This is a genomic window from Paraburkholderia sp. OAS925, from assembly GCF_040543975.1.
Classification (GTDB): domain Bacteria; phylum Pseudomonadota; class Gammaproteobacteria; order Burkholderiales; family Burkholderiaceae; genus Paraburkholderia; species Paraburkholderia graminis.
The window spans coordinates 1,083,845-1,098,979 of sequence record NZ_JBEUNO010000002.1; the positions used below are offsets into that span (position 1 = coordinate 1,083,845).

General features: G+C 60.9%; 14 protein-coding genes. 12 read left to right on the forward strand and 2 right to left on the reverse strand.

From position 1 onward, the window contains the following. Positions 1 to 87: 87 nt before the first annotated feature. Together dnaG and rpoD are read left to right on the forward strand one after the other, a co-directional pair. A complete protein-coding gene (gene dnaG / locus ABIE53_RS23670) occupies positions 88 to 1,962 on the forward strand; it encodes a DNA primase (RefSeq protein WP_029971451.1) in 1,875 nt (624 codons plus the stop codon). Between the two features lie 91 nt (positions 1,963 to 2,053). Continuing rightward, complete coding sequence (gene rpoD, locus ABIE53_RS23675; protein WP_192700447.1) at positions 2,054 to 4,477, forward strand: RNA polymerase sigma factor RpoD; 2,424 nt, start codon at positions 2,054 to 2,056, stop codon at positions 4,475 to 4,477. A gap of 570 nt (positions 4,478 to 5,047) precedes the next feature. On the opposite strand, the gene nhaR is transcribed toward rpoD, so the two are convergent. After that, positions 5,048 to 5,944, reverse strand: a complete 897-nt coding sequence (gene nhaR / locus ABIE53_RS23680) for a transcriptional activator NhaR (RefSeq protein WP_006047663.1) — start codon at positions 5,942 to 5,944, stop codon at positions 5,048 to 5,050. A 233-nt stretch (positions 5,945 to 6,177) separates the two neighbouring features. Here nhaR and ABIE53_RS23685 point away from each other — a divergent pair, with 233 nt between their 5' ends. The 7 genes from ABIE53_RS23685 (at position 6,178) to ABIE53_RS23715 (ending at position 12,837) form a co-directional block, all read left to right on the forward strand. After that, positions 6,178 to 7,152 carry a Tim44 domain-containing protein gene (locus ABIE53_RS23685; protein ID WP_192700446.1) on the forward strand — a complete coding sequence of 325 codons (975 nt, stop codon included), beginning with the start codon at positions 6,178 to 6,180 and terminating at the stop codon, positions 7,150 to 7,152. A 333-nt stretch (positions 7,153 to 7,485) separates the two neighbouring features. Beyond that, entirely contained in the window at positions 7,486 to 8,676 is a 1,191-nt protein-coding gene (locus ABIE53_RS23690; RefSeq protein WP_192700445.1) for an aminotransferase class V-fold PLP-dependent enzyme, read from the forward strand. A gap of 297 nt (positions 8,677 to 8,973) precedes the next feature. Beyond that, a complete protein-coding gene (locus tag ABIE53_RS23695; RefSeq protein ID WP_192700444.1) occupies positions 8,974 to 9,807 on the forward strand; it encodes an ABC transporter substrate-binding protein in 834 nt (277 codons plus the stop codon). Between the two features lie 40 nt (positions 9,808 to 9,847). After that, positions 9,848 to 10,564 carry an amino acid ABC transporter permease gene (locus ABIE53_RS23700; protein ID WP_006047667.1) on the forward strand — a complete coding sequence of 239 codons (717 nt, stop codon included), beginning with the start codon at positions 9,848 to 9,850 and terminating at the stop codon, positions 10,562 to 10,564. Between the two features lie 22 nt (positions 10,565 to 10,586). Further along, on the forward strand, positions 10,587 to 11,237 hold the full coding sequence (locus ABIE53_RS23705) for an amino acid ABC transporter permease (RefSeq protein WP_006047668.1): 651 nt from the start codon (positions 10,587 to 10,589) through the stop codon (positions 11,235 to 11,237). After that, entirely contained in the window at positions 11,234 to 11,986 is a 753-nt protein-coding gene (locus tag ABIE53_RS23710; protein WP_006047669.1) for an amino acid ABC transporter ATP-binding protein, read from the forward strand. The genes ABIE53_RS23705 and ABIE53_RS23710 overlap by 4 nt, the downstream gene beginning before the upstream one ends. A gap of 89 nt (positions 11,987 to 12,075) precedes the next feature. After that, positions 12,076 to 12,837, forward strand: a complete 762-nt coding sequence (locus ABIE53_RS23715; protein WP_192700443.1) for an IclR family transcriptional regulator — start codon at positions 12,076 to 12,078, stop codon at positions 12,835 to 12,837. Positions 12,838 to 12,840: 3 nt separating this feature from the next. Here the strand turns inward: ABIE53_RS23715 and ABIE53_RS23720 are convergent, their stop codons facing one another. Further along, positions 12,841 to 13,350, reverse strand: coding sequence for a GNAT family N-acetyltransferase (locus ABIE53_RS23720; RefSeq protein ID WP_192700442.1), 510 nt, complete (start codon positions 13,348 to 13,350; stop codon positions 12,841 to 12,843). 297 nt (positions 13,351 to 13,647) lie between these two features. Here ABIE53_RS23720 and ABIE53_RS23725 point away from each other — a divergent pair, with 297 nt between their 5' ends. The 3 genes from ABIE53_RS23725 to ppnP all read left to right on the forward strand — a co-directional run bounded on the left by ABIE53_RS23725 (position 13,648) and on the right by ppnP (position 15,071). Further along, complete coding sequence (locus ABIE53_RS23725; RefSeq protein ID WP_310076464.1) at positions 13,648 to 13,803, forward strand: hypothetical protein; 156 nt, start codon at positions 13,648 to 13,650, stop codon at positions 13,801 to 13,803. 75 nt (positions 13,804 to 13,878) lie between these two features. After that, a complete protein-coding gene (locus tag ABIE53_RS23730; protein ID WP_192700441.1) occupies positions 13,879 to 14,583 on the forward strand; it encodes a hypothetical protein in 705 nt (234 codons plus the stop codon). Between the two features lie 167 nt (positions 14,584 to 14,750). Continuing rightward, positions 14,751 to 15,071 (forward strand): pyrimidine/purine nucleoside phosphorylase, encoded by a 321-nt coding sequence (gene ppnP, locus ABIE53_RS23735; protein WP_016347619.1) that lies wholly within the window; start codon positions 14,751 to 14,753, stop codon positions 15,069 to 15,071. The last annotated feature ends 64 nt before the right edge of the window (positions 15,072 to 15,135 follow it).

Genomic DNA, 15,135 nt, shown 5'->3' on the forward strand with positions numbered 1-15,135 from the left:
TGTGTGTGTGGTTCGCGTGCCCGCGGTTGAGCGTGGCGCGCGCCGCATCGGGTGTTTCAGGCAGTCATTCAGGCAGCGTCATCTACCTTGATTCCTCCGTCATTCCTGCAGGATCTGCTCAACCGCGTCGATATCGTCGACGTGGTGGGCCGGTACGTGCAGTTGAAGAAGGGCGGCGCGAACTTCATGGGGCTTTGCCCGTTTCACAACGAGAAAAGCCCGTCGTTCACCGTTAGTCCGACGAAGCAGTTCTATCACTGCTTCGGCTGCGGCGCCCACGGCACGGCGATCGGTTTCCTCATGGAACACGTCGGCGCCTCGTTTCCCGAAGCCGTCAACGAACTTGCGCAATCCGTCGGCCTGACAGTGCCGAACGAGCCTTCGCCCGGCTACGGAGGCGCAGGCGGCTCGGGCGGCGGCTATTCGCCGGCCGCTTCCAAAGCAGTCACCACCGCGCTTTCCGACGTCATGCAGACCGCCTGCGATTACTACCGCAAGCAACTGCGCGGCGCGCCGGTCGCGATCCAATATCTGAAGAAGCGCGGCCTCACCGGCGAGATCGCCGCGCGCTTTGGCCTCGGCTACGCGCCGGACGGCTGGCAGAACCTCGAAGCCGCGTTTCCGAACTATCGCGATGACTCGCTGGTCGAATCGGGTCTCGTGATCGTCAGCGAAAAATCGGACGCACAGGGTCAGAACCGGCGCTACGACCGCTTTCGCGAGCGGATCATGTTCCCGATACGCAATGTGAAGGGACAGGTGATCGGCTTCGGCGGCCGCGTGCTGGACGGCGGTGAGCCGAAATATTTGAATTCTCCGGAAACGCCGCTATTTAACAAAGGCAGCGAGTTATACGGCCTCTTCGAGGCGCGTCTCGCGATTCGGGAACAGGGCTACGTGCTGGTCGTCGAAGGCTATATGGACGTGGTCGCGCTGGCTCAATTGGGGTTCCAGAACGCGGTCGCCACGCTCGGCACGGCTTGCACGCCGGTCCATGTGCAGAAGCTGATGCGCCAGACCGACACGGTCATTTTCAGTTTCGACGGCGACTCGGCTGGGCGGCGCGCCGCGCGTCGGGCTTTGGACGCCTGCTTGCCGCATGCGGCGGACAACCGGACCATCCGCTTCCTGTTTCTGCCCACGGAGCACGACCCGGACAGCTACGTGCGCGAATTCGGCACGGAGGCGTTCGCCGAGCAGGTCGAGCGTGCGATGCCGCTGTCACAGTTCATGCTGAACGAGGTACTCGCCGGCAAGGAACTGGATCAGCCCGAAGGCCGGGCGCGCGCGCTGTTCGACGCGAAGCCGCTGTTGCAGGCGCTGCCGGCCAATGCGTTGCGCGCGCAGATCATGCATATGTTCGCCGACCGGCTCGACGTGCCGTTCGACGAGGTGGCCGCGCTCTGCGAGGTCGATTCGCGCATCGCGGCGGCCGCGCGCCTCGCGCCGGCTCGCAAGGACCGGCGCAGCGTCACGGGCATCGAGGAAAAGACACTGCGCAATCTTGTGATGTATCCGCGCACGGTCGCGGTGCTCGACGAGGAGGCCGAACAGGCGCTGCTGACCGTCACGCGGCACGGCGAGCTATTCGAGGAAGTGACGACGCACGCGCGCGCACTCGGCGATTCGGCGGAGTTCCAGTTGCTCTCCGACCTATTGCGAAACGGTGCAAACGCCCCAACTTTCGAGGAAATCTTTCGCAAAATTCTGGACTATGATGAAAATGTCCGGGATTTGTTGCTGAAGGACCCGGAAGATGCGACCGTCATCGAGGAGCGGCGCGAGCAGGAACGGATCGTCGGAGAGGAATTGAAAGCGGCGATTCTGAAGATGCGTTACGACGCTTATTGCGATCGTCTCGAGCAGCTTTCGCGGCAATCCCGGCACACACCGGAGGAGTTCGCGGAACTCGCGGAGCTTAATCGTAAGCGAGCTGACATGAAGCGCCAGCTCGGCTTGTAGGCGGAGCCGCAGAAGCCTGAGTGGTATAATAAAAGGTTTCCAGCGGTTTGTTTTTCAAGGGTTTTCCTAGCAAAGGCGAAAAGGCGATGCGATGGCAAAGACTACAGGTGGAAAGAGCAAAACAGGCCCACGCTCCACGGAGCAGACCCCAAAGGTCGCCTCGGCCAAGTTGGTTTCTTCTACCCGGAAGGTGTCTGCTGCCAGCGTGACACCGGCTGCCAGGAGAAAATCATCGACCACTTCGCCCGCGCAAGCGGAGCCGGCAGGCAAGGCAAAAGGAGTGGCAACGGCGGTCACGAAGACGGCGCAAGCCGTACCGCCTCCGGCTGCGAGGCGGCCGGGTGTCAGAAGCGCAAGGGAAGCGGCTGTCGCGCAGGACGATGCGGCAGTGCGCGAGACTCCAGTATCCACGGTTCAACCGGCTGTTGTCCACCAGCCGCGAGTCGAGACTACAGCCGGTACGGCGAACTCCATGACGAAAAAGCTGAATGAAGTACCCGTCGATGACGACGCAACCCAAAGCGAAGAAACCCCTGTGGCCGCTCCCGGCAAAGTGGAAAAGGCCAAGGCTCGCGACCGCCGTGCGAAAGAAAAGGCGCTGCTGAAAGACGCGTTTTCGTCGTCGCAGCCCGGCACGGTCGAGGAACTGGAAGAGCGTCGTTCGAAACTGCGCGCGCTGATCAAGCTCGGCAAGGAGCGCGGCTTCCTCACGTACGCTGAAATCAACGATCACCTGCCGGACAACTTCACCGAGACCGAGGCGATCGAAGGCATCATCAGCACGTTTAACGACATGGGCGTGGCTGTCTACGAGCAGGCGCCCGATGCCGAAACGCTGCTGCTGAACGACAACGCTCCGGCCGCTTCGTCGGACGACGAAGTGGAAGAGGAAGCCGAAGTCGCGCTCTCCACCGTCGACTCCGAATTCGGCCGCACGACCGACCCCGTCCGCATGTACATGCGCGAAATGGGCACGGTCGAGCTGCTCACGCGCGAAGGCGAAATCGAGATCGCGAAGCGGATCGAAGACGGCCTGAAGCACATGGTGATGGCCATCTCCGCGTGCCCGACTACGATCGCCGACATTCTGGCCATGGCCGAGCGCGTCGCGAATGAGGAAATCCGCATCGACGAACTGGTCGACGGCCTGATCGACGCCGACGCGGAAGACGCGGACGGCTTCTCGGTGCAGGAAGCGGAAGCCATCGAGAGCGAAGACGAGGAAGAAGAGGAAGAGGACGAAGAGGACGAGGAAGAAGACGACGGCACCGCGCAGGCCACGGCCAACGCAGCGCAAATGGAAGCGCTCAAGCGTGCGTCGCTCGAAAAATTTGCCCTCATCAGCGAATGGTTCGACAAGATGCGTCGCGCGTTCGAGAAGGAAGGCTACAAGTCCAAGTCCTATCTGAAGGCGCAGGAAACCATCCAGAACGAGCTAATGACGATCCGCTTCACCGCGCGTACCGTCGAGCGTCTGTGCGACACGTTGCGCGCGCAAGTGGATGAAGTGCGTCAGGTCGAGCGTCAGATTCTGCACACGGTCGTCGACAAGTGCGGCATGCCGCGCGCCGAATTTATCGCGCGTTTCCCGGGTAGCGAAACGGATCTCGAATGGGCCGACAAGATCGTCAGCGAAGGGCATCCGTATAGCGCGATCCTCACGCGGAACATTCCGGCCATTCGCGAGCAGCAACAACGTCTGCTGGATTTGCAGGCGCGTGTTGTACTGCCGCTGAAGGACCTGAAGGAAACCAACCGTCAGATGGCGGCCGGCGAACTGAAGGCGCGTCAGGCCAAGCGCGAAATGACCGAGGCGAATTTGCGTCTCGTGATTTCGATTGCGAAGAAGTACACGAACCGCGGTCTGCAGTTCCTCGACCTGATTCAGGAAGGCAACATCGGCTTGATGAAGGCGGTGGACAAGTTCGAATATCGTCGTGGCTACAAGTTCTCCACGTATGCAACGTGGTGGATTCGCCAGGCCATTACGCGTTCGATCGCGGACCAGGCGCGCACCATCCGCATTCCGGTTCACATGATCGAGACGATCAACAAGATGAACCGCATCTCGCGTCAGATCTTGCAGGAAACCGGACTCGAGCCGGACCCGGCAACGCTGGCCGAGAAGATGGAAATGCCGGAAGACAAGATCCGCAAGATCATGAAGATCGCGAAAGAGCCGATCTCCATGGAAACGCCGATTGGTGACGACGACGATTCGCATCTTGGCGACTTCATCGAAGACACGAACACGGTCGCGCCCGCAGACGCCGCGTTGCACGCGAGCATGCGCGATGTCGTGAAAGACGTGCTCGACTCGTTGACGCCGCGCGAAGCCAAGGTGTTGCGCATGCGCTTCGGTATCGAGATGAGCACCGATCACACGCTCGAGGAAGTCGGCAAGCAGTTCGACGTCACGCGTGAGCGGATTCGTCAGATCGAGGCGAAGGCGCTGCGCAAGCTGCGTCACCCGAGCCGGTCCGACAAACTGAAGTCGTTCCTTGAAGGCAACTGATCGACGCGATTGTCTGAAGCGTTGTTAGCGGCACATGATGTTGAAGGGGCTTCCCGGTCGTTTCGCAAAAGCGAAGCGGTTGCGGAAGCCCATTTTTCATGTAGTCGGCCAGTCAGAAGGCGGGCCGCACGCGAAGCCCTTCGTTGTTTGCATCCGATACGGTAAAATCCCGAGTTCTCAGGGCCTCTAGCTCATGCCTGGTTAGAGCAGCGGACTTAGCAAAGGCTCACCTAAACCATGCGGCTTGGCATGGTGAGTCGTGAATGGGTTGCCTTGGGGTAAGTTAGCTCTGCCCCCTGGTAGAACTGCTCAAATTCGGGGAAACCTCTGCTGCTCGCAGCGTGGCAATCCCGAGCGAAGCTCTCTTTGAGAGAACGTGTAGAGACTGAACGGGCAGGTCGTAAAGACAAGAGACAGTCCAGACCACAAACCCGAAAGGGGCGGCGAAAGCCGTAGCTGGTTAGCATAATCCGTTGGTGCCGTGTTCGACTCACGGGAGGCCCACCAAACATTTCGAAAGCCACTCATCGCGAGTGGCTTTTTTCTTGGTGCGTGCCTGCGCGTTGCCGTCTACGCATTGAACAGTTCGCTGCGCGCGGCGTCGATGATCATCGCGACAGCCGGATGGCTAATGCGGCGCTCGATCGAGATCGCGAAGAATTCCTCGACGATCGTATTGATCTGGCCGACCGTGGTCAGTTTGTGTTCCGCCTGCAACTGCGCCTCGAGCACGGTCGGCGCGAACAGCAGACCGCGTCCTTCGCGGCCGAACGCGAGGGCCATCGCGCCATCATCGAATTCGCCGACGATCCGCGGTGAAATCGCGCGCGACGCGAGCCAGTGATCCAGCTTGCGGCGCACCGCCGACTCGGTGCCGGGCAGCAACAACGGCAACTGACCGAGCGACAACGGGAAGCGTTTGCGAACGCCCTGCAGCAGCGACTCGGCGCCAAAGCAGCTTAACGTCGAACGGCCGAGCCGGTGATTGAACGCCTTGATGTTGACGTCGGCGGGAATGGGCGCATCGGCGATGATCAGATCGAGCCGGTGCACGGCCAGTTGCGCGAGCAGTGCATGCAGCTTGCCCTCGTGACAGATCACGCGCAGCGACACCGGCGCGCTCAGCGCGGGTTCCAGCAGCCGGTAGGCGATTGCCTTCGGCACTGAGTCCGCGATGCCGACGCGAAACCGCGATTGCGTGCCGACCTCTTTCTCGCGGCGCACCGCGCTTTCCAGTTCCGAACCCAGTGAAAAAATTTCGTCCGCATAGTCGAGCGCGAGCCGTCCCGCGTCGGTGAGTTCGAGCGTGCGTCCGCTCTTTCTGAACAGCTTCTTATCCAGCGCTTCTTCGAGGAGCTTGATCTGACCGCTCAGCGTTTGCGGCGTGACATGCAGTTGCTCGCCCGCGCGCACGATCCCGCCCGCGTGCGCCGCGACCCAGAAGTAATACAGATGCTTGAAGTTCACGCGTTCCTCCGTCGATTCAGCAACGTTACGGTTTTTACGAACGATCAGCAATAAAAATACGAATTTTCCGTCGTCTGGACTTCGGCTAGATTGAAGGCTCGCAGGTCGTACATTGCAAATTGCCGGCAGACCAGCGGCAAACATGGCGACCGAAGAAAATTACCGTCCGTAAGCTAGTCGCGTGTGAAGACGACGCGCGAGGCGGGCGCCCCGGTTCATCAAGAGAGGTTTATATGCATACGCAAGCCATCAATCAGTTCCGCCGTGTCGCCAGTAAGGTGACGCGCGGCACCGCGACGCTCGGTCTCGCGGCCGTGCTGGCGCTTGGCGCGCTGGCGGCCAATGACGCCGAAGCGAAGCGCGTCGGCGGCAGTCAAAGCATCGGACGCCAGTCGCAGATGGCGTCGCCGTCCGCTCCGGCGCAACGAGGCCAGCAGGCTCAGCCGGCGCAGCAGGCCGCGCAGGCGCCGGCCGCGGCGCCCGCGCGCAACCGTTGGCTCGGTCCGCTGGCCGGTCTCGCCGCCGGCTTCGGCATCGCCGCGTTGCTGTCGTCGCTCGGGTTGGGCGCGGGGCTTGCGCAAATGCTGTCGAACATGCTGCTGATCGGCCTCGTCGTGATGGCCGGCGTGATGCTGTTCCGCTTCATCGCTAATCGTCGTCGTCCGGATCTGGCTTATGGACAGGGCGCCGCGAGCCGGTCGCAGGGCAACGGTTCGCCGTTCCAGCACCCGAACCAGAACGGCCAGGCGCGGCCCGATACGAATTTTTTCGGCACGCAGCGCGCCGCGACGAATCCGGTCGCTGCAACGGGCGCATTCAGCGCGCCGTCGCAGCCGCACGGGCTCGATCAGGCTGAACTGGTGACGTCGGCGAAAACCATGTTCATGCGTCTTCAACGTGCATGGGACGCCAACGAGCAGGGCGACCTGTTCGAGCTGACCACGCCTGAGATGTTCGCGCAACTCAAGCGCGATCTGGAGGGCCGCGGCAGCCAGCCGAGCCGCACGGAGGTGCCGCAACTCGATGCGGAAGTGCTCGGCGTCGAAAGTACGGCGGACGAAACGTTTGTCAGCGTGCGCTTCTACGGCCAGATGCGTGAGGACGATGCACCGACCGCGCAACCGTTCCAAGAGGTCTGGAATATTGTCCGGAGCGCGCATACCGGAGATACGTGGCGACTCGCGGGCATTCAGCAACTGGATCGTTAAGCGAGCGAAGGAACTACGCCTGACCGGATGCAATCGGTCGGGCGTGTCTGCGAGGGCGTGCATCTTTTGGTGCGCGCCCTCGTCAAAAAGAACAACGTCAATCTATGCGCTACATGCGCGCCTCTCCTAATACACCGTTGTCGGCGGACCGCATCTGCCGCGGCATCGTCGGCAGCGGTCCCCACGGCACAACCTCTTTCCCCCGGCCGTAAAAACATTTTCTGCGTGCGGTTTTCGCCGCCTCAACGACGAGACACGCACCCGGTTACCGGCTAAGTTAACGTCGGCACCGAAAGACGCGCCCCCGCGTCGCGCCACGCAGAGGACGAGCGAATGCACACGGACACTTTGAGCTTCACAAAAACCAACGCCGGCGTGGACTGGGCACGCGTGCGCGAGTCATACCCGAAGCAGCATCCGCTGCTTAATCTGAACAACGCCGCCGTGAGTCCGCCGCCGCTCGTTGTCGAGCAGGCGGTCATCGACGCCTATCGCTTCGTCAGCAAAAACCCGGACGTCAACATGTGGACCGGTCTGGATGCGAAGCTGCCGGACATCAAGCGGCAGTTGGCTGCACTAGCCGATTGCGCCGCCGACGAAATCGCGCTCAACCGGAACGCAAGCGAAGGCCTGAGCGTGGCGATTTTCGGCATTCCGTTGTCGGCCGGCGAGCGGGTGCTCGTGTCTCCGTGGGACTACCCGAGCGCACTTGGCGGCTGGCAGCAGCGGCAGACGCGCGAGGGCATTGTTGTCGACACGGCCGCGTTCGATCCGCTTGCAAGCGACGACGAAATCGTCGCCGCGTACTTATCCGCGATGCGTCCCGGCACGCGCGTGCTTCACCTGACGCATATGCTTCACTGGACCGGCAGAGTGCTGCCTGTCGGCCGCTTGTGCGCGCTCGCGCGAGAGCGCGGCATCATCACCGTTGTCGATGCAGCGCAGTCGTTCGCGCAGATGCCGGTGAGCTTCCGCGAACTCGGCTGCGATTTCTTCGTCACGAGTTTGCATAAGTGGCTCGGCGCGCCCGTCGGCAATGGCATGCTGATCGTCAATCGACAGCGCATAAGCGAGACCTGGCCGCTGCTCGCTCCGTTCGATGCCGCGCCGGATGCCATCGACAAATTCGATCACTGGAATCTCGGCACCTATAACTCGGCGCTGCAAGCGGGCATCGAACCGGCGATTCGCTTCCATCAGGCGATCGGCGCCGCCAACATTCATGCACGGCTCAGCGCGCTGACCCGTTACTGGGCAGCACGCGCCGCGGACATCGCCGGCTTACGCTTTCACACGCCGCTCGACACGGAAACGCTCGGCGCCGTGAGCCTCTTTTCTATCGAAGGCGTCGACGCCCTGCGCGTCGAGCGTACATTGCGGGAATCGTTCGCGATTCACGTCAAGTACCGTTGCGTCGGCGAGCTGCAAGGCCTGCGCGTGTCGCCGCATATCTACATGAACGAAGCGGACCTCGATATGTTCGTCGATGCCCTCCGCGCGGCCGTCAGAGACGCGCGCGCATAAATCGCCGCCTCGGCTAGCAGCAAACGGACGGGCGCTTTCGCGCCCCGTCCGCCATCGCCTCCTTCCCCGCCATCGCCGAAAAACCACCGCGCTCGACGGTGTATACCCCATTGCCAGCATTTTTTTCGCATGGAACACTGCGGCTATCTGCTGTGCCGGACACAATTCCGGTATATCAGACGACCAACTTCAGCCGTGCGATCACTTCTGTCCCGCCTATAGCGGACATGCCGCGAAGACCATGCTGATCGCCGTTTCTTCCACGCACGAAGCTTTATCACCAGACCGGGATCGAAAATGAGATTTGTCAGGGAAAGCGCACGACTTGCCTCTTTGTTTGCCGTGGCCGCGTTGCTCACGCTCGTGGGCTGTACCAAGGTCGCGCCGCCGGAACAAAGCGCCGGAGCCGATTCGACGCTCAAGCAGGTCTTGCAGCGCGGCACGCTGCGAGTCGGCGATTGCCTGACCTTCGCACCGTTCGGCTTCTACAACAAGGACGGCCAACCCGACGGCTACGACGTCGACCTCGCGAAAGAACTGGCGAAGCAGATGGGCGTCAAGCTCGAGGTCGTCAACACGACGAGCGCGAACCGCATTCCGAACCTGCAAACGAGCAAGGTCGACGTGGTGTTCTGCAACTTCACGCGCAACCTGGAACGTGCGAAGGAAATCGCCTTCACGAATCCGTATGTGGTGGCGAGCGAGGCGCTGCTGGTCAAGAAAAGCAGCGGCATCAAGTCGATCAACGATATGGCCAATCGTACGATTGCGACAGTGAAGGGTTCGACGAACGGCGACGAAGTGCGCTCGCTGAACATGCAGGTCAAGATCCAGGAATTCGACAGCTCGCAGGCCGCGATTCTCGCGGTGAAGCAGGGGCAGGCGGACGCGATGATCGAGGACAACAACTTTCTGGCCTATCAGGCATCGCTCGATCCGAATCTGACGGTCACCAACGAAGCGCTTGTGCCGCTGGAGTACAACGCGTTCGGCGTCAAGGCGGGCGATCAGGTGTGGCTCAATTACCTGAACCTGTTCCTCTTCAACATCAATGCGTCGAAACAGAATGCGCAGCTCTACAAGAAGTGGTTCGGAACAGAGCCGCGTTTTCCGCTGAATCCGCAGTACTGAATGCGCGCATGCAAGTTGTTGTTCGACGGACGGAGGAACCATGAGCTATGAATGGATAACCCTCGCGGGTTATTTGAACGATTTCGTTCGCGCGTCGTGGCTGACGCTCCAGGTCACGCTGCTGGCCTTCGTTCTGTCGATGGTGCTCGGCTTGCTGACCGCGCTGGCGAGCGCGTCGCGCGTGCGGCTGCTGAGAGGTATTGCCAGTGTTTATATCGAGGCGATCCGCAATACGCCGGTGCTATTGCAGATCTTCATCGTGTTCTTCGGGTTGCCTTCACTCGGCATCACACTCAACGCTTATACGGCAGGCGTGATCGCGTTGGGCGTGAACGTCGGCGCCTATCTCGCCGAGGTATTTCGCGCGGGGATTCAGTCGGTGCCGCGCGGACAACTCGAGGCCGCGTCGATTCTCGGGCTCGAACGCTCGCAGATTTTCATGGAGGTTGTGTTGCCGCAGGCGGCGCGCGCGGTTTATCCGGCGATCGTCAACAACCTGATTCAGTTGCTGCTGGGCACGTCGCTTCTGTCGGCAATTGCGCTGCCCGAATTGAGCGGCACGGCGACCGTCATCAACGCTCGCACGCTGCTCTATATCCAGACGTTCACGATCACGCTGATTGCGTATCTGTTCCTTAGCAATGTGCTGTCGTGGGTCGCGGGCCAAATCGGCGTGCGCGTTTTTCATCCGCCGCTCGAAGTGAAGAAACGCACGCGGCGACTCTTTCTTGTCGCACGACAGGCCGATCGCACCTGACCGCTGAAACCGGAGACCGAACATGTCGAGCGAATTGTTAATGACGAGCCTCGCCATCCTTTTTCAGGGATTGCTCGCGACACTGCTGTTGTCCGCGGCGGCGATTGTCGGCGGAACGTTGATCGGCCTGCTCGCAGCTGTGCTGCGTTCGTTCGGGCCGTGGGGCACGCCGACCGTCGCACGGCTCTATACCGAACTGTTTCGCGGCACGCCGGTGCTCATCACGCTGATGTTCATCTACTTCGGCGTGTCCTACTTCGGCTACGCGATCGATGTCTTTGCCGCGGGCGTCGTCGGCTTAAGCGTTTATCAGGGCGCCTACATTGCCGAGGTGTTCCGCTCGGGCATCGAAGCGGTGCCGAAAGGCCAATGGGAAGTCGCGCAGATTCTCGGGCTCAGCAAGACGCAGGCGTTCTTCTCGGTGATCTTGCCGCAGACGGGAAAGATCGTGATGCCGCCGCTCATCGGCCAGTACTTATCGCTCATCAAGGACACGTCGATTGTGAGCATGATCGGCATGTCGGAATTGATGCATGGCGGGCAGGCCATCGTCGACCGGATCGGCAAGCCGGTTGAGATTTATGGACTCGTTGCCGTGCTTTATTTCATCGTGTGCTTTCCACTATCGCAGTGGGTGCGCCACCATGACCGAAGAAGGAGCCTGCTGTCATGACCACAGTCACTACGTCGAAGCCGATTATCAAACTCACGGGCGTCGGCAAATCGTTCGGCGCCACGCAGGTCCTGAAGGAAATCGATCTCGACGTGCGGCCGGGCGAAGTACTCGTGCTGATCGGCGCATCGGGTTCCGGCAAGAGCACGGTGCTGCGCATCATGAGCGGCCTTGAAACAGCCGATGCGGGCGAAGTCTGGGTGAACGACGTGCCGCTTCACGATGCACGTCGCGCGAAGGAGATTCGCGGGCACGTCGGCATGGTGTTCCAGCAGTTCAATCTGTTTCCGCATAAGACCGCGCTCGGCAACGTGACGCTGGCGCTCATCAAGGCGCGCAAGATGAATGCGGCCGACGCGCGCAAGCGCGGCATGGAAGCGCTCGACAGAGTAGGTCTCGCGGACCGCGCCGAACACTATCCGAGCCAGCTCTCCGGCGGCCAGCAACAACGTGTGGCCATTGCAAGAGCGCTGGCCGTCGAACCGGGCATCATGTTCTTCGACGAAGCCACGTCCGCGCTCGACCCGGAGCTCGTCGGCGAAGTAACGGAAGTCATGCGCGGACTCGCGCGCGACGGGATGACGATGGTCGTCGTCACACATGAAATGGGTTTCGCGCGCAAAACGGCCGACCGTGTCGTGTTCATGGATAAAGGCGTGATCGCGGAGCAAGGTGCGCCTGAGCAGATCTTCGTCAATCCGCAGAACGAACGCACGCGGCAGTTCCTGCATCGCGTGCTCGACCATTGAGGCGCCGCACGGCGCATCGCCCGCCGCATGCCAGACTCGCGTCACATAACAGATACAGTGCGAACCCTATCGCTGACGGAGTTGAATGAATGTCTGCACCGGAATCAACCAGGGCCAGGGGAGTCGATCGCGTGATCGGCATTCTGAAGCAGTTGCATATTGCGCGACGCCCGATGACGATGCGCGAGTTGATCGAAGCGACGGGCGCGCCGCGCTCGAGCATCTACGAACTGGTGACCATGCTCACGGAAGCGGGCTGGCTCGAGACAACGCCCGACGGCAGCGTGTTCTTCGGCCGCGAGATGCATTACTACGGCGCCGACTATGCGGTTCACAATGACCTGATCAGCCGCGCGCACCAGGCGATTCTCGGACTCGTGCGAACCCACGACGAGACCGCGCAGTTGTGCATGCTCGAAGGCAACAAGTACACGGTAGTGCTGTCGGAGAACAGCTCGCGGCCGTTCAATATCAGCTCCGACATTGGCGTGAAGGTGCCGATTCCGTGGACGGCGTCCGGACGCCTGCTGCTCGCTCATTTGCGTGCCGACGAAATTCGCAGCCTGATTCCGGACGATGACTTCGTGCTCGACAACGGCAGACGCATTGACTTCGACAATTTCGTTCATGACGTGCAGCGCGCCGCCGAACAGGGATATTGCTGCACGGAAGGCTTGTCTCACACTTTCCGGCTCTGCATGGCCGCGCCGATACGCGACCGCACGGGTCTTCCCGTCGCGGCGCTGTGCTTCATGACGAGCCGCGATACCGATCCCGAGAAGCGCGCGACGATGCTTGAAGATCTGATCAGGTCGGCGAAGGCCTTGTCGCAACCTTATGTGCGGTTGTAGATCTCAGCGTGGTTGGAAGTGCAACGACATATGCACTTCGTCGTACCGCTTTCCTTCGACAATCATCGAGCCAGGCTCGAGTCCGAACTGTTTAAATCCGAGCGATGAATAAAGCCGGATAGCGACATCGTTGCATGCGTTGGCCGTGATATTGACTTGCGTAATGCCAGGCACGGACTGCGCGAAACGGATCGCCTCGCTGACGAGGGCTCTGCTCACACCGCGGCCTCTTTGTTCCGGTGCGACGTAGACGCCCCACACGAACGCCTTGTGGCGCAACTTGGTGTGGTTCTCGCGTCCGAGTCCTGCAATGCCTATTAGCTGCGTGTCGTCGAACGCGCCAAAAACTCCGCCGTCGTCCTGCTTCGTTAACTGCCTTTCGATGTCATCGGATGAACGATGCACTTCTTCTTCATAGCTCGACGCGAACGATGTGGGCGTCTCCTTCAGTCCTGAAAGACGCAGGGCTTGAAAGGACTGCGCGTCGGATGGAACAAGTTGGCGAATGAGCAATTTGGCGATCTCCGTGACGGGCGAAGAAGGTGTAGCAAAGCGCGACTGTTGAGCGGAAGAAAAATCCTCGTTGAACTCGTCTTCGCTGTGAACTTCAGCGCTTACTTTAAAGGATCACGAGTAATCTGCCGAGAGCCAATGCGAGGCTTGCCATTTGATCCCTTGCATGGTGTGCACAGGCACTCAGGCACAATACGAAGCACGCGGCGACTGCGCGACGAACTGCGTTGTTCTTCATCTGGTTTCCAGGTAGTGGCAATGCGGCCGCGTTTCGAACCTTCGTTCAGGAGCCATTCAATGGAAACCAGCATCACAGTCATCGCAGCCGCGCTTGCCTTCGTGGGCGGTCACTTCGCACACACGTTGCTCGGTGGCCTGGTTGTGTGGCTTGCCGCTACGTGGGCGCATATTCCGCTTTCGGGCTTCGCGGCAGGCATCCGGCGCTGGCTTTAAGTCGGACGCAAACGTCGCTTCTAATGGTTACGATACATAGATGATTCGTCATCCGAACAGTTTAACGCGCGAGATATGCTGATCTCCTATTTCTCCAGCGGCGATGCGATTCGCAGTCGTCGCGTGAGCGACGTAGTACTGTCGGGCGTCGTCGATATACCCGTGCCCCCGCAGCGTGTGCTAATGGATTGGGAAAGAGAAACCTCGTCGCGCATGAACCTGGAACCTGGCGACGTCGAGGCGATGCCTTTCGCGCGAACGCGCGTGCGTTGGCCGGACTACCCGCGTTGCGTGCAGGCGATGTCGGACTGGACGCACTCACTCGGATTAGCCGGCGTGCTGGCCTCGAGCGACGTAGCGTTGATGGCGTGCCGCGGCGCGAGGTATCACCACGACGCCGAGCAGTATGGCGGCGCGGCCTTCTGCAATCTCTTCCTCACCGAAGACCAGGGCTTCGACGTGCATTTCGCGGGCACAGGTCAGCGTATTCCGTTGACGCGCGGCACGGCGCTGATATTCGACACCGGCCAGCCTCATGGTGTAATCCGTCGCGACAGCAGCGGTTTTAGTGCGAGCGACTTCACGCTGGATCAGCATTGCGTGCAGATCTTCCTGACGTGGGAGCTTCCTATCGAAGACGCGCATGTGGCACGCGCGCTCCACATCGACTTCGACGTTGCCGCATTGCCCGCCTCGCATCCGGACACAGAGCAAGTGTTGCTGGACGGCGAACCGGTAGTCGTATGCGAGGAGTCTGGCCGCTGGCGCCGGGCCGACTGATCCGCAGCGCGATGCGCATGCCGTTACACGGCCGCGCTCGCCTGTATCATGGCGGGCTTGCATCCGACCGCGCGCTTGCGTCGATGGTCGGCGCAAAATGCATACAGCAGCGCTGCCGCCACGCGGCGCACGCGCATTCTTTCACGACGACTCACAGGAACATCGCCATGACGGCCGCTACTCAATTCGATCAGGTTTCCGTTATCAAACGCGCCAACGTCTACTTCGACGGCAAGTGCGTGTCGCACACCGTTCTGTTCGCCGACGGCTCGCGCAAGACGCTCGGCGTGATCCTGCCGGGCACGCTGAATTTCGGCACTGACGCGCCGGAACTGATGGAAGTGCAGGCGGGCCAATGCCGCATCCGCCTCGCAGGCAGCGACGAGTGGAAAACCTATAGCGCGGGAGAGTCGTTTTCGGTGCCGGGCAAAAGCCGTTTCGACATCGACGTGATCGAGACGCTCGACTACGTTTGCAGCTATCTGTAAGCGCGATCGAGCGACGTCATAGGGAAGAATGAAGATGCTGGAGTCCCGGAACAGGACTCCAGCC